The 26,292-nt window shown below is 44.0% G+C and carries 30 protein-coding genes; 11 read left to right on the top strand and 19 right to left on the bottom strand.

Annotated elements, in window-relative coordinates; genetic code table 11:
* Positions 1–2 precede the first annotated feature (2 nt).
* The 3 genes from E8L90_RS06850 to pdhA form a co-directional block, all read right to left on the bottom strand.
* Positions 3–1,391: a dihydrolipoamide acetyltransferase family protein gene (locus E8L90_RS06850; protein WP_137028551.1), complete on the bottom strand. Its 1,389-nt coding sequence runs from the start codon at positions 1,389–1,391 to the stop codon at positions 3–5.
* A gap of 105 nt (positions 1,392–1,496) precedes the next feature.
* Positions 1,497–2,477, bottom strand: a complete 981-nt coding sequence (locus E8L90_RS06845) for an alpha-ketoacid dehydrogenase subunit beta (RefSeq protein ID WP_137028550.1) — start codon at positions 2,475–2,477, stop codon at positions 1,497–1,499.
* Between the two features lie 3 nt (positions 2,478–2,480).
* Positions 2,481–3,566, bottom strand: coding sequence for a pyruvate dehydrogenase (acetyl-transferring) E1 component subunit alpha (gene pdhA / locus E8L90_RS06840; protein WP_069844732.1), 1,086 nt, complete (start codon positions 3,564–3,566; stop codon positions 2,481–2,483).
* Between the two features lie 328 nt (positions 3,567–3,894).
* Between pdhA and E8L90_RS06835 the strand changes: the two genes are divergently transcribed.
* A complete protein-coding gene (locus E8L90_RS06835) occupies positions 3,895–4,629 on the top strand; it encodes an alpha/beta hydrolase (RefSeq protein WP_137028549.1) in 735 nt (244 codons plus the stop codon).
* A gap of 3 nt (positions 4,630–4,632) precedes the next feature.
* Here the strand turns inward: E8L90_RS06835 and E8L90_RS06830 are convergent, their stop codons facing one another.
* From E8L90_RS06830 to ltaE, 3 genes are all read right to left on the bottom strand, one after another.
* Positions 4,633–4,830, bottom strand: coding sequence for a hypothetical protein (locus tag E8L90_RS06830; RefSeq protein ID WP_137028548.1), 198 nt, complete (start codon positions 4,828–4,830; stop codon positions 4,633–4,635).
* Positions 4,831–4,962: 132 nt separating this feature from the next.
* Entirely contained in the window at positions 4,963–6,606 is a 1,644-nt protein-coding gene (locus tag E8L90_RS06825; protein ID WP_137028547.1) for a peptide ABC transporter substrate-binding protein, read from the bottom strand.
* A 229-nt stretch (positions 6,607–6,835) separates the two neighbouring features.
* Positions 6,836–7,861 carry a low-specificity L-threonine aldolase gene (ltaE, locus tag E8L90_RS06820; RefSeq protein WP_137028546.1) on the bottom strand — a complete coding sequence of 342 codons (1,026 nt, stop codon included), beginning with the start codon at positions 7,859–7,861 and terminating at the stop codon, positions 6,836–6,838.
* Between the two features lie 125 nt (positions 7,862–7,986).
* On the opposite strand from ltaE, the gene E8L90_RS06815 reads away from it, so the two are divergent.
* Complete coding sequence (locus E8L90_RS06815; protein ID WP_137028545.1) at positions 7,987–8,289, top strand: HesB/IscA family protein; 303 nt, start codon at positions 7,987–7,989, stop codon at positions 8,287–8,289.
* A 62-nt stretch (positions 8,290–8,351) separates the two neighbouring features.
* Here E8L90_RS06815 and E8L90_RS06810 read toward each other — a convergent pair whose 3' ends face one another.
* The 4 genes from E8L90_RS06810 to E8L90_RS06795 all read right to left on the bottom strand — a co-directional run bounded on the left by E8L90_RS06810 (position 8,352) and on the right by E8L90_RS06795 (position 11,711).
* Complete coding sequence (locus tag E8L90_RS06810; RefSeq protein ID WP_137028544.1) at positions 8,352–10,601, bottom strand: HelD family protein; 2,250 nt, start codon at positions 10,599–10,601, stop codon at positions 8,352–8,354.
* Between the two features lie 38 nt (positions 10,602–10,639).
* Entirely contained in the window at positions 10,640–11,005 is a 366-nt protein-coding gene (crcB, locus tag E8L90_RS06805; RefSeq protein ID WP_137028543.1) for a fluoride efflux transporter CrcB, read from the bottom strand.
* 96 nt (positions 11,006–11,101) lie between these two features.
* Positions 11,102–11,299 (bottom strand): DUF896 domain-containing protein, encoded by a 198-nt coding sequence (locus tag E8L90_RS06800; RefSeq protein ID WP_007718933.1) that lies wholly within the window; start codon positions 11,297–11,299, stop codon positions 11,102–11,104.
* A gap of 76 nt (positions 11,300–11,375) precedes the next feature.
* On the bottom strand, positions 11,376–11,711 hold the full coding sequence (locus E8L90_RS06795) for a LysM peptidoglycan-binding domain-containing protein (RefSeq protein ID WP_137028542.1): 336 nt from the start codon (positions 11,709–11,711) through the stop codon (positions 11,376–11,378).
* A 162-nt stretch (positions 11,712–11,873) separates the two neighbouring features.
* Between E8L90_RS06795 and lexA the strand changes: the two genes are divergently transcribed.
* Positions 11,874–12,497: a transcriptional repressor LexA gene (lexA, locus tag E8L90_RS06790; protein WP_137028541.1), complete on the top strand. Its 624-nt coding sequence runs from the start codon at positions 11,874–11,876 to the stop codon at positions 12,495–12,497.
* A 49-nt stretch (positions 12,498–12,546) separates the two neighbouring features.
* On the opposite strand, the gene E8L90_RS06785 is transcribed toward lexA, so the two are convergent.
* Positions 12,547–13,032: a DUF456 domain-containing protein gene (locus E8L90_RS06785; RefSeq protein WP_137028540.1), complete on the bottom strand. Its 486-nt coding sequence runs from the start codon at positions 13,030–13,032 to the stop codon at positions 12,547–12,549.
* 108 nt (positions 13,033–13,140) lie between these two features.
* Between E8L90_RS06785 and E8L90_RS06780 the strand changes: the two genes are divergently transcribed.
* The gene (locus tag E8L90_RS06780) at positions 13,141–13,716 is read left to right on the top strand and encodes a DUF4269 domain-containing protein (protein ID WP_137028539.1); all 576 of its coding nucleotides are present in this window, start codon (positions 13,141–13,143) and stop codon (positions 13,714–13,716) included.
* A gap of 63 nt (positions 13,717–13,779) precedes the next feature.
* Here the strand turns inward: E8L90_RS06780 and E8L90_RS06775 are convergent, their stop codons facing one another.
* Positions 13,780–14,670 carry a GNAT family N-acetyltransferase gene (locus E8L90_RS06775; protein ID WP_137028538.1) on the bottom strand — a complete coding sequence of 297 codons (891 nt, stop codon included), beginning with the start codon at positions 14,668–14,670 and terminating at the stop codon, positions 13,780–13,782.
* 550 nt (positions 14,671–15,220) lie between these two features.
* Here E8L90_RS06775 and E8L90_RS06770 point away from each other — a divergent pair.
* Positions 15,221–15,484 (top strand): CD3324 family protein, encoded by a 264-nt coding sequence (locus E8L90_RS06770; RefSeq protein ID WP_137028537.1) that lies wholly within the window; start codon positions 15,221–15,223, stop codon positions 15,482–15,484.
* A gap of 157 nt (positions 15,485–15,641) precedes the next feature.
* Positions 15,642–16,280: a FusB/FusC family EF-G-binding protein gene (locus E8L90_RS06765; RefSeq protein WP_137028536.1), complete on the top strand. Its 639-nt coding sequence runs from the start codon at positions 15,642–15,644 to the stop codon at positions 16,278–16,280.
* Between the two features lie 63 nt (positions 16,281–16,343).
* Here E8L90_RS06765 and E8L90_RS06760 read toward each other — a convergent pair whose 3' ends face one another.
* Both E8L90_RS06760 and E8L90_RS06755 read right to left on the bottom strand, forming a co-directional pair.
* Entirely contained in the window at positions 16,344–16,859 is a 516-nt protein-coding gene (locus E8L90_RS06760; protein WP_137028535.1) for an SRPBCC domain-containing protein, read from the bottom strand.
* 31 nt (positions 16,860–16,890) lie between these two features.
* Positions 16,891–17,235: an ArsR/SmtB family transcription factor gene (locus tag E8L90_RS06755; RefSeq protein ID WP_137033305.1), complete on the bottom strand. Its 345-nt coding sequence runs from the start codon at positions 17,233–17,235 to the stop codon at positions 16,891–16,893.
* 1,342 nt (positions 17,236–18,577) lie between these two features.
* Between E8L90_RS06755 and E8L90_RS06745 the strand changes: the two genes are divergently transcribed.
* The gene (locus E8L90_RS06745; protein WP_016743434.1) at positions 18,578–18,664 is read left to right on the top strand and encodes a YjcZ family sporulation protein; all 87 of its coding nucleotides are present in this window, start codon (positions 18,578–18,580) and stop codon (positions 18,662–18,664) included.
* Between the two features lie 734 nt (positions 18,665–19,398).
* Complete coding sequence (locus E8L90_RS06735) at positions 19,399–19,905, top strand: hypothetical protein (RefSeq protein ID WP_137028534.1); 507 nt, start codon at positions 19,399–19,401, stop codon at positions 19,903–19,905.
* A gap of 363 nt (positions 19,906–20,268) precedes the next feature.
* Here E8L90_RS06735 and E8L90_RS06730 read toward each other — a convergent pair whose 3' ends face one another.
* Entirely contained in the window at positions 20,269–21,216 is a 948-nt protein-coding gene (locus E8L90_RS06730) for an iron-hydroxamate ABC transporter substrate-binding protein (RefSeq protein ID WP_137028533.1), read from the bottom strand.
* Between the two features lie 832 nt (positions 21,217–22,048).
* On the opposite strand from E8L90_RS06730, the gene E8L90_RS29900 reads away from it, so the two are divergent.
* Positions 22,049–22,372 (top strand): hypothetical protein, encoded by a 324-nt coding sequence (locus E8L90_RS29900; protein ID WP_162309061.1) that lies wholly within the window; start codon positions 22,049–22,051, stop codon positions 22,370–22,372.
* Positions 22,373–22,844: 472 nt separating this feature from the next.
* Here the strand turns inward: E8L90_RS29900 and E8L90_RS06715 are convergent, their stop codons facing one another.
* Positions 22,845–23,222 carry a PH domain-containing protein gene (locus E8L90_RS06715; RefSeq protein ID WP_137028532.1) on the bottom strand — a complete coding sequence of 126 codons (378 nt, stop codon included), beginning with the start codon at positions 23,220–23,222 and terminating at the stop codon, positions 22,845–22,847.
* A gap of 439 nt (positions 23,223–23,661) precedes the next feature.
* Positions 23,662–23,859 (bottom strand): leucine-rich repeat domain-containing protein, encoded by a 198-nt coding sequence (locus E8L90_RS31340; protein ID WP_137028531.1) that lies wholly within the window; start codon positions 23,857–23,859, stop codon positions 23,662–23,664.
* 102 nt (positions 23,860–23,961) lie between these two features.
* On the opposite strand from E8L90_RS31340, the gene E8L90_RS06705 reads away from it, so the two are divergent.
* A complete protein-coding gene (locus tag E8L90_RS06705; protein ID WP_137028530.1) occupies positions 23,962–24,654 on the top strand; it encodes a hypothetical protein in 693 nt (230 codons plus the stop codon).
* A gap of 546 nt (positions 24,655–25,200) precedes the next feature.
* Positions 25,201–25,635 carry a hypothetical protein gene (locus E8L90_RS06695; RefSeq protein ID WP_137028529.1) on the top strand — a complete coding sequence of 145 codons (435 nt, stop codon included), beginning with the start codon at positions 25,201–25,203 and terminating at the stop codon, positions 25,633–25,635.
* Positions 25,636–25,788: 153 nt separating this feature from the next.
* Here E8L90_RS06695 and E8L90_RS29895 read toward each other — a convergent pair whose 3' ends face one another.
* Together E8L90_RS29895 and E8L90_RS31335 are read right to left on the bottom strand one after the other, a co-directional pair.
* Positions 25,789–26,070: a glycoside hydrolase family 25 domain-containing protein gene (locus E8L90_RS29895; RefSeq protein WP_162309011.1), complete on the bottom strand. Its 282-nt coding sequence runs from the start codon at positions 26,068–26,070 to the stop codon at positions 25,789–25,791.
* Positions 25,955–26,215, bottom strand: coding sequence for a glycoside hydrolase domain-containing protein (locus tag E8L90_RS31335; protein ID WP_162309060.1), 261 nt, complete (start codon positions 26,213–26,215; stop codon positions 25,955–25,957). The genes E8L90_RS29895 and E8L90_RS31335 overlap by 116 nt, the downstream gene beginning before the upstream one ends.
* Positions 26,216–26,292: the final 77 nt, after the last annotated feature.

The raw sequence follows: 26,292 nt of genomic DNA, 5'->3' as shown, positions 1-26,292 counted from the left end.
TCTTATCCCTCCATGACGAGCAGCGTTGGGTTTTCCAAGAGCTGCTTCACGTAGTTGACGAAACGCTGTGCAGGTTCGCCATCAACCAAGCGGTGGTCAAAGCTCAAGGACAGGTGCAACATTTGACCTACCACGATTTCTCCGTTTTTCACAACTGGTTTTTCGCTAATGCGGCCAACACCCAGAATAGCTACTTCTGGATAGTTAATGATTGGCGTGAAGAACATACCACCCGCAGAACCGATGTTTGTGATGCTGAAAGTAGAACCTTTCAACTCGTCAGCAGACGCCTTGCGGTCGCGTGCTTTCTTCGCCAGCTCGCCGATTTCGCCTGCGATTTGGAAGATGGATTTGCTGTCAGCGGATTTCACAACTGGAACGAGCAAGCCTTCTTCTGTCGAGGTAGCGATACCGATGTTGTAGTACTTTTTAAAGATGATTTCTTGTTTTTCATCGTCGATAGAAGCGTTGAGTTCTGGGAATTTCTTCAGACCAGCTACAACTGCTTTCACGATCATAGGCAGGTAAGTCAGCTTCACACCACGCTCTTCAGCAAGTGGCTTCGCGTCTTTACGCATAGCGACAAGAGCTGTAACATCCACTTCGTCGAAGATGGTTACGTGTGGTGCAGTGTATGCGGATTTCACCATTGCTTTCGCGATTGCTTTACGCATACCCTTCATCGGAACGCGCTCTTCCAGCTCGCCTGCTGTAGGTGCGTGGTGAACTGTTGGAGCCGCTGCTGCTTGTGCTACACCTGTAGCTGCTGCTGCAGGAGCCTCAGTTGCTACTGGAGTTGCCGCTGCTTGTGCAGTTGGTGCTACTCCGCCAGCTGCAAAACGATCTACGTCTTCGCGTGTGATGCGACCCAATTTGCCTGTACCAGGTACGTTAACCAATTGAACGCCTTTTTCACGAGCGTATTTGCGAACGGAAGGCGTAGCCAACACATGCTTACGGTCAATTGGTGCCGCTACTGCTGTTGCAGTTGCTTGTGCCATTGGCGTTTCCAGTGCTTGGTTCGCATTTGCGCTCACTTGGGAACCGATGTCGCAGCCTGGCTCCATTTTGTCTGCAGCTTGTGGCGCTGGTGCCGCTTCAGCAGCGTGGGAATCGCCATGACCATGGTCTGGCAGGTTCGGAATTTCGCCTTCTACGTCAAACTCGATCAGTGGATCGCCGACTACGGAAACCGTACCCTCGGTTACTTTCAACTCGATAACTTTCCCTTTAACAGGCGACGGTACTTCTACAACCGCCTTGTCATTTTGTACTTCCATGATGACTTGGTCTTCTTCTACGGAATCTCCGGGCTGTACGTGCCATTTGACGATTTCGCCTTCATGGATACCCTCGCCGAGCTCCGGGAGTCTGAATGTAAAACGACTCACAGTATCTCCTCCTTAAAAGAGAGTTATCATTTATTTTTAGTTCTTATATCGTGAGAAAGAAGGCGGAAAGCTTTCAACTTTTCCGCCATTATGTCCGTTTCTCAATTAAAAATCGAGGACTTGAGTCAGACCATCTACTACGCGTTTTACGTCAGGCAGCCATACATCTTCTGCTTGTGCAAACGGGTAAACGGTATCTGGTGCTGTAATACGCAGTACTGGTGCTTCGAGGTGCAGGATCGCACGCTCGTTGATTTGCGTGATGATTTCTGCCGCAACACCAGACGTTTTTTGTGCTTCTTGAACCACAATCGCACGATTTGTTTTCTTCACAGAAGCCACGATCGTATCGATATCGAGTGGGCTGATGGTACGCAGGTCGATTACTTCTACTTTTGCTCCACGCGCTTTCTCGATTTCTTCTGCTGCTTTCAGGCTGGTATGCACCATCGCACCATAGGTGATGATGGTAACATCGCTACCTTCTTTTACTACGTTTGCTTTGCCGAGTGGAATCGTGTACTCGCCTTCTGGAACTTCTTGACGGAAGGAACGGTACAGCTTCATGTGCTCGAGGAATACAACTGGATCGTTGTCGCGAATTGCTGCGATCAACAGTCCTTTTGCATCATACGGGTTGGAAGGGATAACCACTTTCAGACCCGGAGTTTGCAGCATCAAGCCTTCCAAAGAGTCAGCATGCAGCTCAGGCGTTTTCACACCGCCACCAAATGGGGAGCGGAATGTAATTGGGCTCGTGAAGCGACCACCGGAACGGTAGCGCATACGGGAAGATTGGGATGCTACAGCATCAAACGTTTCAAATACGAAACCGAAGAACTGAATTTCTGCTACTGGACGGAAGCCGTTGATGGAAAGACCGACAGCCAAACCGCCGATTCCGGACTCAGCAAGTGGTGTATCGAATACACGCTGCTCGCCGAACTCAGCTTGCAGACCTTCTGTTGCACGGAACACCCCGCCGTTGTTACCTACGTCTTCACCGAAGACAAGAACGGTTTCATCGCGCTTCAACTCTACGCGCATTGCATCCGTAATGGCTTGAACCATTGTCATTTGTGCCATGGCTTATTTCGACTCCTTCGCCAGGAATTCTGCCTTTTGCTCTTCGAGTGCAGGCGGCAGTGTCTCAAACATTACATCGATCAGTTCGGAAACTTTCATCTTAGGTGTTTCGTCCGCTTTTTTGATTGCGTCCGCAACAGCTGCTTTCGCTTCTTCGATGACAGCTTCTTCGTCTTTTTCGCTCCAGAGGCCTTTTGCTTCGAGGAACTTGCGGAAGCGGATCAGTGGATCGCGCAGTTCCCACTCGCTTTGCTCTTCACCTGTACGGTAACGAGTTGGGTCGTCACCAGCCATGGTGTGAGGACCATAACGGTACGTCATTGCTTCGATCAGAGTCGCACCTTCGCCATTCACGCCGCGCTCTTTTGCTTGTTGAACCGCGTAGTAAACGGCGAGAATATCCATACCGTCAACGCGTTCGCTAGCAATACCAGCTGCAACTGCTTTGACTGCGATATTTTCAGAAGCCGTTTGTTTTTCGAACGGCAGAGAGATCGCATAACCGTTGTTTTGGGAGAAGAAGATAACAGGCAGCTTGTATACCCCTGCAAAGTTCATACCCTCGTAGAAGTCACCTTGGGAAGTCGCACCGTCACCAAAGTAGTTGATCGCTACTTTCTTTTCACCGCGCAGCTTGTAACCCATTGCAACACCTGTTGCTTGTGTACATTGAGCCGCAATGATGATTTGTGGCATCAATACGTTTACACCTTCAGGAATTTTGCCGCCCTCGATGTGTCCGCGGGAGTACAGGAACGCCTTGTGCATAGGGTAACCATGCCATACCATTTGTGGAATATCACGGTAGCTAGGCAGGACAAAGTCTTCTTTGGAAAGAGCACCCTCGGAACCGATCATGCTTGCTTCTTGACCAGCTACTGGTGCATAGAAACCAAGACGACCTTGGCGGTTCAAGCTGATTGCGCGTTGGTCCCATACACGGGTAAATACCATTTTACGCATCAGTTCACGCAATTCATCATCGGAGAGCTTAGGCATCAAGTCAGGACGAACAACCGTACCATCCGGGGCAAGAATTTGCAGCGGGGCGTTGTTCTCTGTTTGTTCAACAGCAGTGGATACGCTCATCACATTCACCTCGTCACTAGAATAAGGGACTTCCTTTTCCCGAGTTGCCCTTTGTCGCCTCAATCTGAGCATCTGCTCGATGAGTGACGAATGCAATTCGCGGCGGAAGTAACCCTGATAAAAACCAGAAGAAAGTTGCATGGTGCAAGAAAGGGCTTACAGCGCCGCTTGCAACACCCTGTTATATTGCAGTTAAAATACCTGTTTAACGTGTTACAGTATTGATATTACAGGGTTTATTTCCTCTCTGTTATCATTTACTATATAAGCTGTATCAGTTTTTTTCAAGGCTTAGTTTTTCATTTGAGCAAACAGGGAGTGTGAATCGATGTCTGACTATGTAAAGCGAACCATCATGAAAGAAGAAGTGCCCAGCATCCACGTGGACACTCCCCGCTCGGTCAAAGTATACCTACCGCCGGGGTACAATGAGCTTCTTTCTTACCCTGTTGTGTACTGCCAGGATGGGAACGACTTTTTTACAATGGGGCGAATCGCGACCATCTCCAATCAATTGATTCTTGAAGATGGTATCGAACCCTACATCGTTGTCGGTGTTTCAGTCGATCGCAACAAACGCACGAGCGAGTATTCTCCATCTGGGTCGAGAAACGCAGCCTATCAGCGATTTTTCACTGAAGAGCTGTTGCCTTACATAGAGGAACGCTATCCTGTACGCCGTGATCCTGCTTCACGTGTGCTGGCAGGAGACTCTTTGGGTGGGACCGTTTCTTTGCATCTCGCATTGGAAAACCCCGATCTCTTTCCACAAGTACTCGCACTGTCGGGGGCGTTTTTCCAAACGACACTCGATCCGCTTTTGAATCAGGAGAGTCTATCCTGGCTGCGAATCTGGATGGTCGTTGGCCTCGATGAGACTGCTGTAGAAACAAGTGCGGGTACCTTCGATTTCGTACAATGGAATCGCCAGGCAAAACAGATTCTTGAGGACAAGCAAGCAACCTTGTCCTATCGAGAAAAACCAGGGAATCACGTCTGGGGGTTGTGGCAAAAAGAGCTGCCAGATGCCTTGCGCTACTTCTTCCCCCCTCCCCGTCTGTAACCATTACGAGCCATTGATTTCTTTGATGTCCTCGTACCCGTAGTACCGGCCATCCACCAGGAAGATGCCTTGGTGGTTGGCTTTTTCAATTTCGCCTGCAACCTGATTAGAATCGTTTAGGACGATATTGACAATCTTGCTCTCATCCCGTTTCATTTGATTGATAATGCGTTCTCGCTCTGTAGCCGAGATCATATCCATCCCTCTTTTCCCCTATGTTGGATAGCTATAGTATTTCATTGGCAGGTCTGAATTACACACAAGTGAGTCAACCGAATGGAACCAAAAAAAGTCTTGCCGCTCTCCAAGTTTCTGGGCTCGGCAAGACTCTTTTTATTGTTCGATGGTTGTATACTTAAAATCTCTACCGCCAAACGGGTTGATCAAAAATCCTTTGACTTTGTCATTTCTTATATACGGTCTTGCGCCATAATACACAGGAGCAATCGGCGTTTCCTCCATTAAGATGGTCTCTGCCTCACGCATGATCGCATTACGCTTCGTCGGGTCTTTTTCCAAGTAACTCTGGACGATTAGCTCTCGGTATCTGTCGTTTTCCCAAGCAGCGTCGTTTGTCCCCACTGTTTTGTCCTTGAAAATTTCCAAGAAATTGATGGGGTCGTTAAAATCAGCACCCCAATTTCGGTAGGCAAACTGATAGTTTTTGGAGCGCTTGTTTTGTAAAAAAACTTTTTCCTCCAATCCACTGATTTTCACATCTACACCAAGGCTTCTTTTCCATTGATCCTGAAGAGCTTCAGCCAGCTTTTTCTGACGATCGTCACCTGATCCATACGTGTAAGTCACTTCAGGCATCGTTGAAAGACCCAGCTCCTTTAGCCCTTCCGCCAATAACTGTTTGGCTTTGTCTACATCCTCTTTAAAATAGTCATTTCCACTCAGTTGCATAGAGGGCGGAACCCATGCAAAAGCCGCTGGCACCCCTGTCTGCACGATTCCGTCTACGAGAGGCTGCCGTTGGATCGAATACGAGAAGGCTTGTCGAATCTTTTTATTCGTAAAAGGGGGCTTGGTTGTATTAAAAGTGACGGCAACTGTATTCGGATACGGCGCCATTACGATTTTTCCTTCCTCTTGCAACGCGGGGATCACGTCGACGGGCAACACGTAGCTTGGATGCCCTCCCCAATCCAAATCACCAGAATCAAACAACGCTTGCGCAGTGTTCGTATCGGTAATCATGCTCCAGACGATCTTGTCGAGTTTCACGGCATTTTTGTCATGATACTTCTCGTTTTTCACAAGAACTAATTTGTTTTTATGCTCCCACAGCTCCATTTTGAACGGGCCGTTGCCTACGTAGTTATCTGGAGACGCTGCCCAATCCGGTTGTGCCTCCAAGGTCTTTTTATGTAAAGGAAACAATGTCGGGAAAGCTGTCAGCTCGTAAAAAAACGGAGCTGGTGAATTAAGCTTGACCTCTAGTGTAAAGTCGTCTATCGCTTTGACCCCTACGTCCTCGTGCGATCCTTTCCCTGTGTTGAATTCCTCTGCTCCTTTAATGAAATAAAGCATATAGGCATATTCGGATGCTGTCTTCGGATCGAGATTTCTTTTCCAGGCGAACTCAAAATCATGGGCGGTTACCGAATCTCCGTTGCTCCATAGCGCATTCGACTTCAATTTGAACGTGTACGTCGTCAAATCCTCGGATACCGTATAACTGTCAGCAATTGCATTGCCTATTTTCCCATCCGGACCATAGCGAGTCAATCCTTCAAAACAGGCAGTAATGACATCAAAGGAAGTGCCATCGGAAGCAAGTCCGGGATCTGCTGTCGGAGGCTCACCACCGTCTGCATTCCAATTCAATACCATTTCTTTTCCTGTTGGCTGCACTGGTTGAGATGCCTGATCATTCGGTTTGTTCGTTCCCGTCGTTTCACTTGTACTACATCCCGCTAAAACTTGAAGCATCAAGAAGCAACTCAAAATGAAGCTCATCCTCTTTCTCATTGAGACCATCCCCCTTGATTCCATTCGATTCCATACAGCAGTAAGCGCTTTCGCTTTATCACACTACCATGATAGCGTAAGTGTAGACGAAACAAATCAGACGATATGGCGAAAAACAGATCGTGTAAAGACTCTTGTTTTGTACAAATTGTCTAATTATTTTGAATTTAATGTTGATATAAAGAAAAAACCAGTCTTTCCTTCGACTGGTTACAAGCGGTTGAAACCATTACACCGTTTCCAATAATTGCTCGACTGCTTCCAAAACGGTCTTGATATGTTGATCGCTGATGTGTCGATGCGTCGTAAAGCGAATGACGTACTCGTCAAAATCAACAGCGAGCACTCCTTTTTCCTCCAAGCGTTCTAATAAGGCAACAGCTGTTAGTCCAATCGAGCCCGTATTCACCAGCACGATATTCGTCTCAACTTGCTCGACCTGAAGTGATAGCTGGCGCAAGCCTTTTGCCAATTGCTGTGCCCTGTCATGGTCTTCTGCCAATCGTCCGGTCATCTGTGTGAGAGCGATGATACCCGGTGCTGCCAAATACCCTACCTGACGCAGCCCGCCTCCTAACTTTTTTCTCCACCATCTCGCTTCTTCGATAAAAGCACGATCTCCAGCCAAAATGGAACCAACTGGAGCACTCAGTCCTTTTGACAAGCAAATCTGAACAGTATCGGCAAAAGCGCTTAGCTCACTGACTGCAACACCTTGGGCCACAGCCGCATTGAAGAGGCGAGCACCATCCAAATGAACGGGAATACCGTGTTTTTGTGCGATATTATAGACACTCTTCATTTGCGCGACAGAGATTACCGCCCCGCCAGCGCGATTATGTGTATTTTCGAGACAGATCAATTTTGTGCGTGGAAAATGGATATTGTTGCCCCGAATCGCCTTCTCTACCTCTTCTGCACGCAAAGCACCACGTTCTCCAACCAGCGTCCGTGTTTGCACCCCTGCCAATGCCGACATAGCGCCGCCTTCATAGTAAAAAATGTGCGAATCCGCTTCCGCAATGACCTCGTCTCCGTTGACACAATGCGTCAAAACAGCGACCTGATTGCCTTGCGTGCCGCTTGTTACGAACAGGGCAGCTTCCTTTCCGAGTATTTCAGCCGCGATCGTTTCCAAACGATTGGCAGTTGGGTCCTCTCTATAAACATCATCACCAACCTCCGCTTCCGCCATTGCTCGAAGCATCTCCTCGGTTGGTTTCGTAACGGTATCGCTGCGCAAATCGATTTTCATAGATGACTTCTCCTTCCACGGTGTTGTCATTTTCTAGACATATCGTAACACTTTCAACATTGCATCCTGATTTCCCTCTTGCTAAGATGGAGGGGTAACTTACATACAGTTAGGGGATTTGACCTGTGAAACTAAAAATCACTCGTAACGCTGCCAAACAATTGACTCCAATCATCGAGGCAGAAGAAGACAAAGAATTGAAACTGCGCGTTTATATTACTCACGCTCACGGTGATCATGCACACTACGGACTCGCTCTGGACAAGCCAACAGAAGAAGATGTTGTGATCTCGACAGACAAAGAGATCGATGTGATCGTGAAAAAGGATGAGCCATTGCTGGATGGCATCATCATTGATTACCTTTTCTTGCCGGAAGAAGGTTTTGTGATTACCAACCCTTCTAAAGGTAACACAGGCGACCACTAAGCATGATACAGATAAACCCTCTGCTTTTTTACAGGCAGAGGGTTTCTTTGATGAGTAGATTCTTACTCGTCGGTCGCCATGGTGTACTGCTCAGTCCGTAAATCTTTCAGCAACGGTGAAGAAACGCCGTCAACCTGCGTCATTATAAGCCGATGGACCGGACGCGTCATCGCGACATACAATAGTTTTGCGTCCCATTCATTATTTTGATAGGCGTCCACATCCAGTATGATGACCACATCGAACTGCAAGCCTTTCGTTAAAAAAGCAGGCATGATGGTTACGCCACCTGGAAATTGGTTATCTTTGGTGCCTAACAGGGTCAAATCAGCTATTTTGTCTTGCAGGCATTTATGTGCTTTTTTACTCGCTTGAATGGTTTTCGCTACGATCGCAATCGTTTTGAAGCCTTCCGATTGGTAGGCAGCCACACGCGAAGAGATGTCCTCCCACAGTTGCGCTCGTGAACGAGTCTTGACCATGATCGGTTTATCACCATGGCGCAAAACCGGTTTTGCCAATACCGTCTCGGGCAATTCAATTTGCCGCAACACTTCATTGGCACAGCGCATGATCTCAATGGTCGAACGATAGCTTTGCGACAACGTATAATAGGAAGGAAACAGCTTTTCAAAAATCCCCTTCGTCAACTCTTCCCAGGCATGAATCCCCCGGTAGCTATGAATGCCTTGCGCAATATCTCCCACGATCGTTAGTGAGTTTCGCTTGGTTGCCAATGCTATAACGGCTATTTCTAGCGCACTCAAGTCTTGTGCTTCATCCACAACCGTATGATCAAAATGCTCTGCTTTATTCATTCCTTCAACAATATGCTGCAAGTATAGCAACGGCGCGATATCTTCCGGCTCCAATCTCTCCTCTGAAAGCAGCGCCGCACTTGACTGAGTCACATCACGCACAACTTCGTCTGAAATATCAGCAGGGACGAGCTTGCGCAGCAATTCCTCGTCAGCAATCAACTCGCGATAAGCTGTGAAGATTTCCAGTCTTGGAAACGAAGTCAGGTACGTATCCAGTATTTGCTCCAGCATTTTCTCGAATTTGTACAAGCCTTCTTTGTCCAAATCTACTTTTCGCTCTCGCAAATGGGCAAACAATTGCTTGTTCATTTCTTGTTTCAAATGCTTGCGAAGCGCTTCTACCCGTCGATGATACGGCATATTTCCGAATTGCTCCAAGAAGCATTGGCGAATAAAATCACCCGGAATGGAAAAGACTTGCTTCGTTTTGTTGTATAAAAAGCTGAGCTTCTTAAAAGGGATTCTTGTTTCGACGATATGCCGAATGTATTGCTCCAGCGCCTCCCGACAAGCGAGCGATCCTTTGAAACGAAGCCTGTTTCGCGTCATTTCTTGCTGGCGCTCATCCTGCCCCTCTTCGAAGAACAATTGAAGAGGCTTATCGGGACTCACGATTCTCCATCCCTTTGGCAGCAGAGGCTTCACAAGACGCGCTGCCCAGTCTACAAAGGTAGACTGTTGAACGTCATCGACTCCCAACTCAGGTAAAACCTCGGATATATAGGTAAGAAACATCCGGTTTGGTGCAAACACCATAAATTTTTTGGACATCATGGAATCCTGGTAGTTGTAAATCAAATAGGAGAGTCGGTGCAGCGCAATGGTCGTTTTTCCGCTCCCCGCTACTCCTTGCACAACAATAGGCCGTTCTTTTTCCGCCCGGATAATATCATTCTGCTCGGATTGAATCGTAGCGACGATGTCTTTTAACCTGCTATCGTTCGCCTGATTCAGATTGGCTGCCAAAAATTCATCAATGAAGCCCTCTTGCAAGAACTCGTCAGGATGCCCCATTTCGCGGTTAATCGTTTCTTTTACCGCTCCATCATAAATGCCGACGATCTTCCCGTCTTCGATCGCAAAATTACGCTTTAATCGAACTTCACCACGCACGATCTCGCGTCCCATCCGGTAAAACGCTTCTTTGCTCTCTCCGGAATAATAAAGACTGGCGATAGGCGCGCGCCAATCCACGACGACAGAATCAAATGTATCGCTGCGTACAATTCCGCGTTTTCCTATGTAGACCTGATCCAGCTCGTAGATTTCATCTTTCAAGAAATCTACTCTGCCGAAATAAGGCTTCTCTCGCCCCTGATCTTCAAGATAGGTCAAATCCTTTGCCTTTTTATAGTTAACGACCTGTTTCACATAGTCATCTGTTGCCTCGCGAATCTCATTGCGAAGCTGCTCCATTTCTTCGTCGATCGCTGAAATGGTTTCATCCAGTTTTTTTTGTTCCAATTCATAATCACGATGCTGTGTACTCATCTTCATTCCCCCTCACATGTATCGTGTCATTGCAAGTATCAGGACCATTGCCTAGCCAGCCAAATTCCAACCGCACAAGAAAGTAAACCGACTCCCAAACTGAGAAGAGCGTACAAAGTGCCACGTAACAAGTGGCCTTCTCCCCAAAAAGAGACCACTTCCAAGGAGAAGCTAGAGAAAGTCGTAAATCCTCCCATGACACCCGTTGCAAATAAGAGATAGAGTGTCGGAGATAAAAAGCCACGTTCTTTCCCCAGCACGAACAAGATGCCGATGATCAAAGATCCACAAACATTGGCGATCCAGGTTCCCCACGGCCATCCCGGCTGATTCGCGAGCAAAGACAATACGTAGCGCAAAAGTGAGCCAACTGCTCCTCCAACCGCCACAGCTATCCACGCCATTGCTTTCCCTCCCTGGTTATCAGAGCGTTATGTATGTCACAGAAAAAGACACCCTAGCGTCAAGCGAGGATGTCTGTCGTATCAGTAATTGTTATCTTACTGTTTTGGCTTATTTTCTTCAAGGTCTTCCACATAACGGATGGAATCCAAATTTGCTCTCAACGAAAGCTTAACGGCGTCAATGTACTTTTGGCGCAATGCTTTTTGTTCGAGCTTTTCCTCTTCGGTCAAACCTTCTTCGCGAGATTTTTTGACCAATTCGTTAATGCGTTTAATTTCTGCGTCAGATACCACTGCTGGTTCCTCCCACTCTGTAGTAGTGCCGCTTCATTATACCACATTCGAATGATCCCGCAAGACAACCGAGCACTTACGGCATATCAGGCATGATCAGAGTCTGACCCGGGTAAATCCTGTTGCTATCCAAACCGTTTGCTTCCTTGATTTCTATGATATAGTCACGAACATCTATATGCTGATCTGAGTGGCGAACAGCTAACGACCATAGGCTATCACCGGTTTGTACGATTACTTCTAACCCTTGTGGCTCCTCCATTGGCGAAGAAGCAAACACCAGTTCGGTCAGCAGATAAAAAAAGAGAGTAAATGTAATTAGAAACAAGAGAGCTTGACCTCTCGTGATACCAAAACGAACACGACGTTCTTCTTTTTTCTCGAAACGATTACGTACAGTCGATGAATTCATAATAATGGCCCCCTTGCAAACATACGTTCTGATCTCTTGTAACCTCATGATAAATGAGAACATACGTTCATGTCAACGAATAATCGAACTTATGTTTGTCGAACGCAAGCTCCCATGGTATAATACTGGAAAATATGTTCGAGAAATCAGAGGTGTCTTTTTATGTCAAAATTATCGAGTAGACAACAAGCCATCATCGAGTTCATACGAAAGGAAGTTCGCGATAAAGGGTATCCGCCTTCCGTACGTGAAATTGGAGAGGCTGTCGGACTAGCTTCCAGCTCAACGGTACATGGTCATTTAGCACGTTTGGAGAAAAAAGGCCTCATTCGTCGAGATCCTACCAAACCTCGCGCTATCGAATTGCTATCAGATGAAGATCGTTTTCAAGACAATTTTGAAGACTCTGTCGTCCGTGTGCCAGTAATCGGTAAAGTAACCGCTGGACAACCGATTACTGCCATTGAGGATGTAGAAGAATACTTCCCGCTTCCAGACAATATCGTGACTTCTGACAAGGTTTACATGCTGCGCGTCTCCGGGAACAGTATGATTGATGCTGGAATTCTCGACGGAGACTACGTCATTGTTCGCCAACAGCATGTAGCGGACAATGGTGACATTGTCGTAGCCATGACGGAAGAAGACGAAGCCACCGTCAAAAGATTTTTCAAAGAGAAGAACCACTTCCGTCTCCAACCGGAAAATGCCACAATGGAACCGATCATTCTGGAGCAAGTCACCATTCTCGGTAAAGTCATCGGTGTCTATCGCCTCATTCATTAGTTCCACGTAAAAAAGGACAGCCTCGGCTGTCCTTTGCGTTTTCTATATGTTATCTAGCGACAAAAAACCAGATGATCATCGTAACTTGCAAGATAACTTTTACGACCGCGCTGCCCAAAAATCCGATCAGTGAGCCTACCCCCGCTTTCAATGCTCGCTCCATCGACTGCTTCTGTACCATCAACTCTACGAGAACGACGAATACGAACGGCAAGATCAGCATACCAAACGGTGGAAAAACGAAAATCCCGAGGAAAATTCCGACCGCAGCAGCAATGGATGACCATTTGGATCCCCCATACTTTTTCACGAAGTACATGTTCGTCAGCAAGTCAGCACCATAAAGCAGAATACTTAGAACGACCATTCCCCACCAAAAGGAGGCCGGCAATCCCGCTCCTGGATCTGCAATGAAAAAGTGATAGAGCAAAAAGCCCGCCCACAGCAAAATCGTATCCGGTAAAACGGGCAAAAAAATTCCTGCGATGCTTAGTAAGAACAATAACACAACCACGACCCACAAAAGTATTTCCATTCACTACACTCCCTTCCTTTAGGTATACGAGTGATTGCCGATTTCGTTGCGTACTTATTCACTTTTGTCTAAACTATTTTAAAAGAAAGTAGACATGGAGGTAGTCTCATGAGAAATTGGCATGATCTCTCTTACTTGAGCAGAGGAACGATGCGCCAAAAAGCCGCATGGGAAGCGATTCAACAGACGCACATCATGGAAGTACTATCCGATTACCGTCCTGTGCTGGCCGGAACCATCCCATTGGACATTGATGTTGTGCAAAGCGATCTGGATATTATTTGCGAGAGTCATGACCTGGAACAGTTTGAGCAGGCTGTTCGTACAGCATTTGGCGGCTTGCCCGGATTTGAAGTGACACAGCTAGATGTAAAAAGTATTCCCACATGCGTTATCTCGTTTTTCACAGCTGACTTTTGGTTTGAATTGTTTGCTCAACCGGTTGCTGTCGAAAAGCAAAATGCCTATCGTCATATGGACATCGAGGCACGATTGTTAGACATAGCGGGCTTGGATGCCTACCAACATATCAGGGATCTGAAGCAAAACGGCATCAAGACAGAGCCAGCATTTGCCAGGTACTTTCAAATTCCGGGTGATGATCCATATGAGGCCTTGTTGCAATTGGAGCCGTTAACCGAACAGGAATTACGACAAAGAGTTCAGCTCCTGCGAAAGGATTGATCTTCAGAGAACATGGTTTTGATTATGTTTTATGTTGTCCCTAACAACAAAAAAACGGACTTTTTATGCGTGAGAAGTTAGCGGGAAACGAAAATGTTCTATCTCCATTTTGAACGAGGGACGAACAAATAAGACATCGTCCGTCGTTGTCATCAAAGCAGATTGGATCTTCTCATTCTCACTATCCGGCATAAAGTGAAAATGAATGATTGCTGTCTCATCTGTTACCAAATGAGAAATAACCGCTTCTATATCAACTGGCTTTTTACTTACCAAATCAAATACATGAAGTTGGTCTTCCGCCCGTTCAAATAATACGATCACATCCTGCTCTTCGACGTAATAGATCGCATCCCGAAAAACAAGCAGAAAGTAAAACATCACCAGTTGCTCACTATTCTTGACGCCCAATCGCGATGATACGGGGATTCGCTTGGCGACAAATTCCTTCATGACGAGATAATCGGCCTCGCTATCAACTTCCAGCTTGCGCAAAACCGCTTTTTGTTCCACTTGTTTTTTCAAATCGGATGCCAATAAGCAAAAACTACTTTCCTGTATTCTCTCAAATCCAAACTTCGGATAAAAATCGAGCACGGTATCATTGGCATACAAATAAATAAAATCGTATTCCTTCTCATATCTTTGAATAATATGGTTCATCAGCTTTGCTGCCAATCCTTGATTGCGATAAGCTGGATGAGTCATGACCGTTCCTACCTGGAGCGCCTCGTAGTCCTTACCATTGATGTTCACGATCATCTTACTAACGGAAGCGTTGGCAATAACCTGTTCCCCATCCAAATAGGAATAGCAAACATAGTTGTCATTCCAAAAGCCCTTGTTATACCATTCTTTAAAATCGAGCTGAAAGATCTGTTTGGCGAGCTCATTAAAGCTTTCCTTGTATGTTTCGATATGCTTGTAGTCACTAATCAATCGATATTCACCCATGTAAAACCCTCCCATCCTGTTGCTTGTGCTGGTTGTAATCATACTCCTTTTCAGCAATCCCTTCTTTCCAATAAAAAAGACCACAAGAAGAATTCTCATCACGTGAAATTTGTTTGAATGAGATATATCTTGTTCTTTCATGTGAATGAGCTGTTCCGTTTCTACATCAAAAGTACCCATCTCATTCTAACTCCATTTGCGTCCTGGGAGCATCCTGTAAATAATCGACTTTCCTTACATATCCACTTACATGTTTATAAGTATCGTTATACAAAAAAGCCGTTTTCTTATATAATTACAAATACTCCCTTTTCGAAAAGGAAAGGGAATGCCGTTTTTAAAATGGACCTCGAGGGGGTGTAACAATGGCGAATGCTCTCAATTTGCCACATACCGCAGCGGCTCATGCAAAGCCTAGAAATAGTAAGGCGATACTTTGCATGGGGTGGTCTTCCGTTTAATTAAATCATCGCCTTCCTTTGCGTATCTCATTTCCTATTTCTTGGCTTTGCCCCTTATTTTCTTATCTATAAATAAGGAGCGAGCAGAAATGAAATGTGTGAAAGCAAATTTAATCCTTCCCGAATCGTTACTCGCAGAAATTCAAAAGTACGTGCAAGGAGAAACCATTTATATTCCGAAGACAAAAGTAACCCATCAAAAATGGGGGTCGCGCACTGGCGGGAGAAAACTCCTGGATGAGCGGAATACGGCTATTAAAAGCAGCTTTCGGGCCGGAACGGCTATTTCTCAGTTAGCGGAGGAATACTTTTTGTCTACAGAGACGATTAAAAAAATCGTGTATACCAAATAGACGTTTATAAAGCACTGACGACCTTTCCATTTACGTTGTTAGTGCTTTTTTATGGCGAGTTTTTTTGGGAAATGTCCTTTCCCTTTCTCCTCTCTTGCAAACACACTAAAGTAAAGAGGAACCCACCTTACAAGACAGAACAAGGAGGAACCGCAAGATGGAACCTTTTATCCATACGCATCAATATCACTTCATTAAATCACGCGTTCAAGCAATCATGAACGCCTACGCGACCAGTACAGATATCAATGTGATTCGTGCACGAAAAGAAATCGCCCATGAAGAAATCTTTCAGTTGTTCCCAAACATAACAGAAGAACAAAAAGAGATTTTGCATCCGATTGACTCGATAAAAGAAAAGGCAGAAGGAAAGCAGTTATTGCATCAGCTTTCAACGTTTGTAATTCCATTCCCTGCTCTCACAGAGTCTTCCATTAAGAAGCTCTTTCCAAAGGTAAAGAAGCTGAAAGTCTCGAATGTCGCTGAAATCGATTTTTCAGAAATCTCTTATGTGAGCTGGCTAGACACTGCGACGGAAAAGAAATTTATTGTTGCTTACCACCAAGGAAAACTGATTGGCATACACGGACAGTTTACAAATCTAAACAAAAAAGGCGTTTGCGCGCTTTGTAATCGCTTTGAGGAAATCGGCATGTTCGTCCTTGAAGCCAAAGGTTCTGGGGATGGAACGTATTTGAAAAAAGGAAACTACATTTGTCAGGACAGTGTGACGTGCAATCAAAACATCATTTCGCTGGATAAGCTGAACGATTTTATTGCGCTGATGGTGAAATAAATCTGCACCTAAAATGAAAAAGCCGCTGGGTCTCCATGCCAGGCGGCCTTTCCTCTATGTCCCTTACTTGATCTCGTTCAGACTCTCTTCCAAACGATCCCACGTTTGGGTGATACCCTCTAGTATGCCCATGTCCATGACTGTTTTAAGGGCTTCCGCAGTTACATATTCAGAACGGCTAACCAGTTTCGTCTTGCCAACCAAATCGATGAATTCCATCATAACCTCTGTCGAAGGCATGGTATCATTTGTGTGGCCTTCTGCATCTGAAAAGTAGTCGGTATAGATGATCTTTTCCGGCTCGACAATTTCCTTATAAACGGCCTTGCCCCAAGATTCCATGCCGTAAAAATCACCTTGATTCTTATCGACGCACTTCATGCAGTAGTGCCAAACACCGCCTGGTCGGAAATCAACATGACAAACCGGGAGTTCCCAGCCTTTCGGTCCCCACCAGCGCTTGAGATGCTCAGGCTCCTTAAACATCTGGAATACGAGATCTCTAGGCGCGTCGAATACACGCTCCAATACAAGCACCCGCTCATTCTCTACCCTTGAAACCATTGCGTTTCTTGACATAGCAATTCCTCCTCATTCATTTGAATGGATCTCAAGTATTTTCCTTGTTTTGCAGTTCCCGCAAATAGTCTTCCAGATTATCGAATCTTTCTTCCATTACACGCTGGAATGACTTCACCCAAGAATCTAGCGCTTGAAAGGGCTCGGGCCTGAGTTTGTAAATTCGACGGTTGGCTTCGGCCTTCATATCCACGATCCCGTTGTCACTAAGCACCTTCAAATGCTTCGAGGCTTGGGGCTGGCGAAGCCCCAGTTGGTCAGCGATTTCCCCTACAGTTAGAGGACCATCGCGCAAAAGCTCGACGATTTTCATACGATTCGGTTCAGCTAAAGCACTCAGCGTCGCCATGTCCATGCCCGGATTCATCCCTGACATGTCACTCACCTCGTTACATGATGGATTCTACGTTCATCTCATCCCCTTCAGCGTTGTTGTGATCATCTTGTTAGGTGGAAGATACACCGAAAGGAATATTCCTGTAAAGGAACGTTTGGAGATATTGCGAGAGGTGACAACTAATATTTATTTCATGGAAGTATGATTCTCCAAATGCTGGATTGTTACCGTAATACCCTCCTCGAAATACGTCGGCTGGATCATAATTCAATCAGAAGGAACAAGAATTACTGGCTGGGATTAACTTTTGTTTTATTCTTTTCAGATTCACCGATTATTGGAATATATGTTATTCCCAAGCGTATACTTTTCTAGGAAGATAAACTTATGAAGGGGAAGATATATGAAAAAATTTGCTCTGTTTGGTATTGCTGCTGCACTATTTCTATCACTTTCATTTCCTGGTGTTAGCAGCGCAAAAGAACAACGGATACCATGTGAAGTTGACGGGTATTGCGGATGGCCAACCTATAACGTTTAACACCAACTATTCCAATGAAGACTGAGATGAAACTTGGAAAGAAACCAATATGACAGGCGATATTGGCGACAAAGGTGCTATGCGATATAAGAAGTTCGTAACTTTTACATTGTAGTATGAATCAAACATCATCCACCGACTGTTAAACTATCGGTATGATGTTTTTCTTTTTTTCTGATGCCGAGCCCGACAATGATCTCTTCTTAAGTATCATTTGCATTTTCTATTGAATCTTTCTATTGAATCGTTTTCTTGCTGTTCCTCGTCTCACTATCTTTATTGTTTGAGCCTGTAAATCTCTTCTTTCAAGTGATATTCTAGTAATCATCTCAACCTGGGACACGATCCTTTTCTCTTTCAGTCATCTCGTTTCTACGTTAGTAGCTCTCATCTATGATTACTCAAGTATTTACCCATCAGTATCACCCCTATGATACGCTGATGAGTGTTATTGGCTTTTTAGGCTCTGCGCTGATCATGTTCTTTTCGATTTTGATGCAACATAAATCTTCGAATTTTACCTAGAGCACATGCAATCACTACATACATGATTGGCTGGTGTGATAAATGATTTTATCTTTTTTCCGTGAGTGCGCTGAATGCAGGTCCGAAGCGTTGACACCGCACACAGTCCCAAATCCCATGAATGTGGCTAGGGGATCGCTTTTTTTATCGTATATCCCCCTGTTGATTTAACATTGTTGAGCGGCTGGACTTGACAGGTAACCTTTTTACTTGCCCAAATTTTCCGCTTCCTGTGATATCGCCCTTACATAGCTCCGCGATTTGAATAGCTTGAGTTTGAGGTTCTTCCTCATACTTTTCAAAGGGGTGATATCGATGGGATTCTTTGACGACAATTTTGCTTTGGTCTTGGTTCTTTTCGTTTTATTAACAATTGTTGCTTGCAGTTGTGATGAGTGCTAATATCTGTCCAATGTTATGGGCGGCTAAGCTGCCCTCTTCCTCCCTCTTTGGCATCATTGAGCTTTGAGCCCTTCTTTGTCCAATCCTCCCACGTTACGCTTTCGTAGAAGGAGTGTAGAGTTGTGGGGAGGTTAGATTAGGACACCCTATCATACGACAAAACTTTTTCTGTGGTATTTCACTCTCCTCCGATTTCAACAAAAGAGCCGCCCGGTTCTTTCCCCGAGCGGCTTAACGTCTTCATACTTAGGAATCTAACAACTCACTCTATAGCTCCCGTGTTAATCGATTTACTATACATACTTTCAAATTTAATTTATTTTACACTTTTCACTTCCATCGTCATCACAATAGCGGGGGTCCCGTTGTTTACGAATGAGGCCGTTTCTTTAAATCTCGTTCTAGTATAAACTTTGATTGCTCTACGATTAAAGCGAGCAACACTTAATCGTAGATATTTGGGTTCAAATTGCTGTTTGGCGAATTCGATTCCAGCCTTTAAAAACGAAAAGCCTATCCCCTAGATGTGGATGGGTATCGCTACGTACAATTTCAAGCGCCCTACTCTTATCAGGATCAAAATGTAATCGCTGCTACTTATACGATTCAGTAAAACTGAGTAGATTTTATGGAATAGAAAAATGTCTCTTTTCTGTAACGATCTTCTTATGTTTTTCGTTTATAATATCCTAATAAACAACTATACCCCTTATACAAAGAAAGAGGAAACCAACATGAATGTCAAAAAAATCATCGTCGGCACCATACTGACATCCGTCGTAGTGATCGGCATCATCCTCGCTGTTAACAATGGCTCCATACAGCCTGTAGCACAGGAAAGCCAAAAAACTGAGCTTTACACTAACTCTCAAGCAAATTTCAGCTTTACGCCGCCAACTTCTTGGAAGGGGCATTACAAGGTGAACCAATATGCAGGTGTAGATGCGGACAAAATTCTGCCATCAGCCAAGCATGTAGTGCAATTCGATTATACTACGAAAGATGGACAAGGCTCTGAAACGCTTCTAATGATCTCCGTTTTGACGAAAACGGATTGGACTCGCCTCTCTAACGAAGAAGGGCCGCCAGTAGGAACATCTATTGCAGAATCAAATGACATGGTGTATGTCTATACGACGCCACAGTCCAATCCGTTTGATTCCCAATCTGAAGACGGCAAGCTGTTTGATCAACTATATGGTGATTTGAAAATAAATGAATCTTTCGTACTTCTAAAATAAGATAGTTACATTTTCCGGGGCCATTTTACAAACGTGCGTTTTGTAAATGGCTTTTTTTATGGCGTTTAGCACTTTCGTACATTTTACGAGGTTCACGAAAGGTTGAACAGTAAACCGTCGAACAGGTCCCAAAAAAGAAAGAAAGCTGGAAAAAACATCTCGTTTCTCCCAGCTTCTACTCCCGTATTTGTTCTAATTGGCTTAAAGAAAAGTGGCTAGGCGCACTTTTGAAAGGTTAGATCCTCAGGCCCATAACCGCAATATATACCGTTATCAAGTCCACGTTAAGAAATCATTTTTCCTCACAATGAGAAGTCGAAACTGAGTTTTCGGACAGCCCCAGCTTTTATGACGATCGCATGGTTATTGCTTTTTCAACAACATGCTACCAATCTCCTCTAGGAGCATTTCTTTTCCAATTGGGCCAAAAGCTTTGATGTTGAATGTTTCATTGGTAACCTCATAGAGATGACCCTGTTGAACTGCTTTGTTGCTCTTCCATACTGGGCTCTTCTTCAGCTCTGCGTATACATCATCCGCTTTTCCGCCGAAATTGACGAGGAACATATGGTCTGGCTGAAAATTCGTCAGTCCTTCCAGCTCGATCATTTCCATTGTTTTATCAGTAGGTGTTCCGGCTGCCGGCTTCAGGCCAAGGTCAGTGAACAAGATATCTGCATATCCATAGTTCCCGTACACACGGAACAATTTTGGCGTTACCGCCAGGAACATAAAGGTCTCGTCGCCGTACGCTTGCTTGAGTTGCTCGCGCATTCCTTTCGTCTTCTCGTCATACCCAGCCAGCCATTTGTTCACGTCCTCTTCTTGTCCAAATAGGCGGCCGATTTCTTTAAACTTATCACGCCATTTGTCCAGGTCTGTCTCCAGAACGACAGTCGGCGCAATTTTGGACAGTTGCTCGTACATCTTTTGCTGGCGGTTATTCATAATAATTAGGTCTGGCTTTGTTTCTACCACTGCTTCTAGATTGATGGAGTCATCCCACATCCAGCCAACTGGTTTTACATCTGTCAGCTTATCCGCTACGTGGGACATGATTTTTGTCTTGTATGTATTGGCCGTAGCAACCGGCTTGTGACCTAAAATTAAAAGCTCCTCCGCTGCTCCGGATACGTCTGCAATTCGCTTTGGTTCCGCCGGGATCGTCACTTCCCCCATCAGATGCTTGACTACGCGTGTCTCAGACTTCTTCGGTGCTTCCGAAGCCGTTTGGCTGCTTCCACAACCCGCCGATACGGCAGTAACTACTGCGACCAAGCAGGCCAGTACGATTCGTGTTCCTTTTTTCATGTGTTCATTTCTCCTTGTCACGTGATGTTTAGTGTGGTGTGTTTTTGATAATGATTATCATTATAAGTGACAGAGTAGATAATCACATATTTGAGCTCTCATGTCAATAATTTTTATACTTTTTTTGGATATATAAAGAAAAAAGGTTGTCCCATTGTCTCTCGACTTTAAGGACAACCCCTTTTTCTTTTTAGTCTACTAACGTATCCAGTTAACATTTTAACATTTCTGCCACTTTCACTCCTTCTTCACTCACTCATCCACACAAGCCCCGCCATTTTTCAAATCGTGTGATTAGTCTTTGAATGATAATGAGATTCATGGCGATCAATTCATCGTCACAAAACTTCAGGGAAAACGACTGGACCCTCGGACATGGTAGAACTACGAGCATCTGGCATGCCTCTCGAACACATTATTGGCTGGACAGTGTTCTTTGGATTTTAGTGGATAAGGAAGTTTACGTTCGCTAACACAAATACATACAGTTTATATCGCATTCATATAACAGCCAGTAATGATGGCATTTATATGGGATTCGACGAAATGGAAATGATGGAGAAAAAACAAACGATCCAGGTTCTGATCCAAAACCCAAGCCAACTGGAGATCACTCACTTCTTGTAATTAAAATGATCAGTGGTCTCGAGAAGGAATTTGAATTAACTGCATCCGAAGTACAGGTGCCTCAAATTTTTGAAGACGCTGACTATGCTGAAAGGGTAAAGCCGACAAATACTGGTGAACGAAGCATGCTGCTCTTTGTCTTCACAGTTCTTGATGAATAACGAAACCATTTAAACACAATGGGAAACTGCCGGAGAACCGTGTGGTGAATGGGCCGAACAACTTCTTTCATAATAACGGTAGTGGTCGTAATGTGCCTTCTTTCTGTATCTCGATGTCGAACAGCTCAAATGGTAAAACGAACTCCAGTGAGTTCTTCACTCAATGGCCAGAGCCGCTTGGCAACCTGCTTGCCTGCAGCCTACGGGCATACGTCGGGTACCTTGGCTTCCCTACTTCACGCGGAACCATAGGAGCAATATTGGAACGAGAGATCGATACGTTAAGACAACCATACCATCAGGAATTTGAATGGCTGGGCATATTACTTGGAATGAATCAAAATGCACCGGCGAGCAACAAAGTTTAACATAGCCTTAGGTCACATAGAAAAAAAAGCCCCCAACTGCTTTAAGCAAATTGGGGTACACAAGAAGTAATACGTGAATAAAAAAGTGGTCATCAATATAGTAGGTTATCCGCTCGATATTTACTATAAGTATATATAGGTATACACACCTTCTCTTGCCAAAAGAAAAATAGCGCAGACTCATCTGCACAGATTAAGTCGTACGCCTTATCCCCAAGAGAGTTACACTAGATTTCATATTCCGTAACCTTCATACTGTCCTAGAATTTATTCTTTGTAGTTTCTTCCTTACTCTTTTGTTCTCTTCAACAATTTATGCCGCAGCTTCGCGTTTTTGCTACAATGAACTTTTTTGGAAGTGTTCGAAAAAATCCACTTCCTCATTTTTGTTAAACATTCTCACTAATTTATACCAAAAAAATCAATAAAAGCCCTCCCCAGAATTTGAAGGAAGGCTTTTTATCAAGCGAGACTAATCCAAAATGTACTCGGCCAATACGCTCTGTATCTTGTAAATATTCAAGTTTTTGTTAAATTGTTTTTGGATCGGTACTGCACTTCCAGAAAGCCAAATTTTCAATTCCGCATCCAAATCAAAATTTCCAGCTGTTTCAATACTAAAATGATTAATGCTTTTATAAGGAATGGAATGGTACTCTGTCTTTCTACCAGTAATGCCTTGCTTATCAACTAGTATTAACCGCTTGTTTGTGAAGATGAACATATCGCGAATTAATTTGTACGCCTTTTCTATTCTCTCATTGTTCGCTAAGATTTGAGCATATTCATTTTGAACATCTGCAATGTTAACTTCCGAAGCGTTACCCATTAGACCGTCTAATAAACCCACATTAACATCCCCTTATAGAAATCATTCATAAATCATATTCTCCAAACAGTTCAAAATTCCTACCAAAGTGGTTACTATTGCCTCAAGGCGGCAGTGATTACCCTGACATTCAGGATACAAAAACTAAGCCAAACATTGTCGATTTTTTCTGTTACACGATCCAGTCATCGCAAACATCAGCCAGGGTAATTCATTCAGCAACTGCCGGATCATCGGTCAATCGCTTCTTCCAAACGGCATAGTATTCGGATTTGTAGTCAATAAAAAATATTGACTATTTTCCCCTCTATCTTTTAATGATAGTTAGTCTACAAATGAACATGCTAAAACTCTCAGGTTGGTTAATTTACCAATTTCTTTTGGTAATTGCCTAGGCTCCTAATTTCTGATGGAACTGTCTCAATCTGATTGTGTCCTAAGTCCATCATTTTAAGTTCTATTAAATTTTTATACTAGCAGGAATTTCCCCAATCTCATTAGCAGAAATATTTAGTACCTTTAGATTGGTCATTTTATAGATCTCTTTTGGAACTTTTGTGAAATTATTATCAAATAGATTTATATATGTAATTTCATTTAGAGATATATTTAGGCATGGCAAGGCAGTTAATTTAGCATGGGGTAAGTTGATTTCCATTTACTATCATATATAGTATATTATTGATGTTGGGGTTATATTCACCATTCAATTAATCGTCAATCAATTTAGATATTATTCTTGTAAAAGGTGGGGATTCACATGTACAAAAAGTTAAAAGTATTCTTGTTGCTTTCTGTCGTTTCAATAGCTGGCTGTACTACTAGTAACAGTGCGTCATCCATGCCAGCAAGTCCCTACCCTCAATCTGTAGACTATAATAAAAAGCTAGAAATTCTTGATCGATTAGAGAACCACGACACTACCTTAAGTCGAATGACGGAAATACTAGCGAATGAATGGCATCATTTATTTACACAAAAGAATGAAGAGGATTTATGGAATACTTATTTTTATCTCACTTGGAATCTACGTCCAGACGAAAAAGAACGAGTAAAGAAAGAACTATCTACAACCCATAAAGAGATCGCAACATACTTGGAAATGCAGAAAAAAGGCATTCTTCCCGCAAAGGAAGTACATGTAAAGAATATTATGGCTGAAAGAAACACCGATAATTACGGTTATCTCGTAAAAGCATGTTACCTTCTCACACTAAATGACGGCTCATCGAAAGAGATTTGGGTAGAACTTCATGCAGACGACAATATGGAAATTTTTAATCCTCGTTTTAACACGATAGCTACTGGAGAAAATCTTCCTGAGCCTAAAAATGAACAAGAGGAATTACGTCGTGAATTTATTTTTAGGGCACTTGACTACAATGTGATTAAAAAAATGACTTATGATGAAATTTTAGAGATGATCGATATGAAACCGGTCGATACAAAGTAAACTTATGTACGTATACTGCTTAAATAGGGAATTAAAGTTTTCACTTTCTGAAATCCTGGTCAAATAAGGTGTACGTTTTGTGTACCCGCAGATTCCTGATACAACAAATCATTTCATAGCAAGAACCCGTCTCCTTAAAAAAGAGATGGGTTAGCTATTTCTTGAATGCATTCTGGCATGTCGTTTTTTGGGCTTTCTCCTCACTAAGCTTGTTATGTGATCCATCGATATCCATTGGCTATCTTCATCAGTCACAAGCTTAATTCTCCTGCCGTTCTGATCGATCCACTTAACAACACCCCACATCGTGCATGTGGTTCCCAGGTTGCCTTTTACTTGCTTCCACCATGTTATTGTAATCGCATAATCCGCACGCGCTGAATCAGATAACTGCATTCATTAATCAAATTCAAGATTGGAGGAATGAACATGATCAGGTATTTCCTTGTTTTTCTGCTCAGTTGCGTCATCTTCATCACCGGTTGTACGCAAGGCAATCAAAACGCAACGAACCCGTCCATCCCTGAAGGATATGAGGCTTTGGTCTTGACTGATCAGCAGAAAACAGAGATTTGGGAGGCCGCTGAGAAAACAGGGGTCGAGAAGGTGTATATTCCTTCTTTTGTAAGAAAAGGGCAGAAGCTAATGAAAGTGGTAGTGAGTACGGGTGATGTATTTTATTTCCGTCTAGTTTTTAGTGGTGAAGGAGAAGGATATTACTTGCAAATTACAGAGTCACCAGAAGAAGTTTTATTAGACGGGGTTATTATCGAAGAGAAAGAGACGAAAATAAAAGATATCCCTGCCAAATGGATCTCGTTCTCTAACAGCAGAGATAATGTCGAGGCCGCTTCGGCAGGGCTATATTTCAAAATGGAATCTACTTTTATTCGAATTGCAGAATCGGAATTCAAAAAACCTTTTAAAATTACACAATCTGTTGAAGAAATGGCAGCTTCCCTTCAACCCCTCACCAAATAACAACTGGTGAATGTGGTCGCCCCCCCACTCACATCGTTACTTTTGCATGAGAAACAAGTATCCTGTTCCACCTCATCAGTGGAACAGGATGCTTGTTATCTAATTTTTTGCTAGACTTTGAATCCACTAGCGCGACCATTTGAATCGTTAAAGTTAACCGCTAGTCTGCCAAAAGCAAGTAGCCCCGCTTACATTTTCATCGACGTACTTCACTACATAGTAACTCCCATATACTCCGATTTTAAAGCCATCACTGCCGTCCCTTTCTTTGAAATCCTCCATCGCATCCACGATGCCTCTAGAGTAGTCATCGATTGCTTCAAATTCGACTGAATCTCCAATATCCATATCTACCGCAAAAATAAATGATCGTATTGAACGGCTGTCCCACATCGACACCTTGGCTACTGGCACTTCTGCAAGCTTTTTTTCCATTTTTGTAAGTGAACTCGTTACTATCTCGTCCACCATTCTGATAGACTACGATAATATACAAGTCCGCATCAGTGATGCGCTGCGATTCCTTGTCACCATTTTTTGCTTGCTCAACCTTCAGGCTCCCATTTTTGCATTGATTCACTCCTCTTTCTCCCAAATTGTGTCTTCGCCTGCCTCTGTGATCTCCAGGCTGAGTAGGTGGAGGAGCCACACTTCAGC

It is taken from the genome of Brevibacillus antibioticus (assembly GCF_005217615.1).
Taxonomy (GTDB): domain Bacteria; phylum Bacillota; class Bacilli; order Brevibacillales; family Brevibacillaceae; genus Brevibacillus; species Brevibacillus antibioticus.
This window is presented reverse-complemented; position numbering and strand designations above follow the sequence as displayed.

What these genes read in the sequence shown, in the direction of transcription:
- E8L90_RS06845 (WP_137028550.1), bottom strand. Translation starts at nt 2,477, where the DNA reads ATGGCACAAATGACAATGGTTCAAGCCATTACGGATGCAATGCGCGTA.
- pdhA (WP_069844732.1), bottom strand. Translation starts at nt 3,566, where the DNA reads ATGAGCGTATCCACTGCTGTTGAACAAACAGAGAACAACGCCCCGCTG.
- E8L90_RS06835 (WP_137028549.1), top strand. Translation starts at nt 3,895, where the DNA reads ATGTCTGACTATGTAAAGCGAACCATCATGAAAGAAGAAGTGCCCAGC.
- E8L90_RS06830 (WP_137028548.1), bottom strand. Translation starts at nt 4,830, where the DNA reads ATGGATATGATCTCGGCTACAGAGCGAGAACGCATTATCAATCAAATG.
- E8L90_RS06825 (WP_137028547.1), bottom strand. Translation starts at nt 6,606, where the DNA reads ATGAGAAAGAGGATGAGCTTCATTTTGAGTTGCTTCTTGATGCTTCAA.
- ltaE (WP_137028546.1), bottom strand. Translation starts at nt 7,861, where the DNA reads ATGAAAATCGATTTGCGCAGCGATACCGTTACGAAACCAACCGAGGAG.
- E8L90_RS06810 (WP_137028544.1), bottom strand. Translation starts at nt 10,601, where the DNA reads ATGAGTACACAGCATCGTGATTATGAATTGGAACAAAAAAAACTGGAT.
- crcB (WP_137028543.1), bottom strand. Translation starts at nt 11,005, where the DNA reads ATGGCGTGGATAGCTGTGGCGGTTGGAGGAGCAGTTGGCTCACTTTTG.
- E8L90_RS06795 (WP_137028542.1), bottom strand. Translation starts at nt 11,711, where the DNA reads ATGAATTCATCGACTGTACGTAATCGTTTCGAGAAAAAAGAAGAACGT.
- lexA (WP_137028541.1), top strand. Translation starts at nt 11,874, where the DNA reads ATGTCAAAATTATCGAGTAGACAACAAGCCATCATCGAGTTCATACGA.
- E8L90_RS06785 (WP_137028540.1), bottom strand. Translation starts at nt 13,032, where the DNA reads ATGGAAATACTTTTGTGGGTCGTGGTTGTGTTATTGTTCTTACTAAGC.
- E8L90_RS06780 (WP_137028539.1), top strand. Translation starts at nt 13,141, where the DNA reads ATGAGAAATTGGCATGATCTCTCTTACTTGAGCAGAGGAACGATGCGC.
- E8L90_RS06775 (WP_137028538.1), bottom strand. Translation starts at nt 14,670, where the DNA reads ATGGGTGAATATCGATTGATTAGTGACTACAAGCATATCGAAACATAC.
- E8L90_RS06770 (WP_137028537.1), top strand. Translation starts at nt 15,221, where the DNA reads ATGAAATGTGTGAAAGCAAATTTAATCCTTCCCGAATCGTTACTCGCA.
- E8L90_RS06765 (WP_137028536.1), top strand. Translation starts at nt 15,642, where the DNA reads ATGGAACCTTTTATCCATACGCATCAATATCACTTCATTAAATCACGC.
- E8L90_RS06760 (WP_137028535.1), bottom strand. Translation starts at nt 16,859, where the DNA reads ATGTCAAGAAACGCAATGGTTTCAAGGGTAGAGAATGAGCGGGTGCTT.
- E8L90_RS06755 (WP_137033305.1), bottom strand. Translation starts at nt 17,235, where the DNA reads ATGTCAGGGATGAATCCGGGCATGGACATGGCGACGCTGAGTGCTTTA.
- E8L90_RS06745 (WP_016743434.1), top strand. Translation starts at nt 18,578, where the DNA reads ATGGGATTCTTTGACGACAATTTTGCTTTGGTCTTGGTTCTTTTCGTT.
- E8L90_RS06735 (WP_137028534.1), top strand. Translation starts at nt 19,399, where the DNA reads ATGAATGTCAAAAAAATCATCGTCGGCACCATACTGACATCCGTCGTA.
- E8L90_RS06730 (WP_137028533.1), bottom strand. Translation starts at nt 21,216, where the DNA reads ATGAAAAAAGGAACACGAATCGTACTGGCCTGCTTGGTCGCAGTAGTT.
- E8L90_RS31340 (WP_137028531.1), bottom strand. Translation starts at nt 23,859, where the DNA reads ATGGAAATCAACTTACCCCATGCTAAATTAACTGCCTTGCCATGCCTA.
- E8L90_RS06705 (WP_137028530.1), top strand. Translation starts at nt 23,962, where the DNA reads ATGTACAAAAAGTTAAAAGTATTCTTGTTGCTTTCTGTCGTTTCAATA.
- E8L90_RS29895 (WP_162309011.1), bottom strand. Translation starts at nt 26,070, where the DNA reads ATGGAAAAAAAGCTTGCAGAAGTGCCAGTAGCCAAGGTGTCGATGTGG.